Source organism: Flectobacillus roseus, from assembly GCF_030056595.1.
Classification (GTDB): Bacteria; Bacteroidota; Bacteroidia; order Cytophagales; family Spirosomataceae; genus Flectobacillus; species Flectobacillus roseus.
Window position 1 is genome coordinate 1 of record NZ_JASHIF010000047.1, and the last position, 1,024, is coordinate 1,024.

Annotated in this window: 2 tRNA genes and 2 rRNA genes; all 4 read left to right on the forward strand. The window is 44.5% G+C overall.

Going from position 1 to position 1,024, the window contains the following annotated elements:
• Positions 1–55: ribosomal RNA gene (locus tag QM524_RS25885) — 16S ribosomal RNA — on the forward strand; the annotation flags it as partial.
• Positions 56–185: 130 nt separating this feature from the next.
• Positions 186–259: transfer RNA gene (locus QM524_RS25890), tRNA-Ile, on the forward strand.
• 16 nt (positions 260–275) lie between these two features.
• A tRNA-Ala gene (locus tag QM524_RS25895) sits at positions 276–349 on the forward strand.
• 171 nt (positions 350–520) lie between these two features.
• Positions 521–1,024 (forward strand): 23S ribosomal RNA (locus tag QM524_RS25900); the annotation flags it as partial.

Sequence of the window (1,024 nt, forward strand, 5' to 3'; positions counted from 1 at the left end):
GGCTAAGTCGTAACAAGGTAGCCGTACCGGAAGGTGTGGCTGGAACACCTCCTTTCTGGAGAGTGTGTATTGGAAACTTTTCTTACCAAATTTCAAAGTATTTTACTAAAAAGTTAGTAGGATAAATAAAGTATTAAAAAGGAGATTCACTTGCGAGAGTGAAGTGTGGAACTGAGAGGTAAAGCGGGCTTGTAGCTCAGGTGGTTAGAGCGCTACACTGATAATGTAGAGGTCCGTGGTTCGAGTCCACGCAGGCCCACAGGGTGAAGGTAATTGGGGGATTAGCTCAGCTGGCTAGAGCACCTGCCTTGCACGCAGGGGGTCAACGGTTCGAATCCGTTATTCTCCACAATTCGAAGAAGTACTATAATAATAGTAAAAGAGATAAGTACGAACGAGTATTTGTCGCACTGCTGAAGTTTGATTAATAGTAATATTGACTAAATGGAGGTATAAAGTTCCTTGACATATTGTGAAAGATAGAGAAACGAGTAAGAGTTAAAGAAATTTAGCGACAGAGCATAAGTGAATTAAGGGTGTATGGGGGATGCCTAGGCTCTTGAAGGCGATGAAGGACGTGTTAAGCTGCGATAAGCTACGGGGATTTGCACAAAAGAATTGATCCGTAGATTTCCGAATGGGGCAACCCAATGGTTTGAAGAACCATTACCACAAAGTGGGGCAAACCCGGAGAACTGAAACATCTAAGTACCCGGAGGAAGAGAAAACAAAAGTGATTCCGTAAGTAGTGGCGAGCGAACGCGGACTAGCCCAAACCGTTGTTGTTACGGCAATGACGGGGTTGTAGGACGTTTTTTTAGAAAGGATTTTAATTTGAATGAGTTGGGAAGCTCAGCCGGAGAAGGTGATAGCCCTGTAAGAGTAAGGAATCTGGACGTAAGCGTATCCTGAGTAGGGGGGAGCTGGTGAAACTCCCTTTGAATCAGCCGGCACCATCCGGTAAGGCTAAATACTAACAAGAGACCGATAGTGAACGAGTACTGTGAAGGAAAGGTGAAAAGTA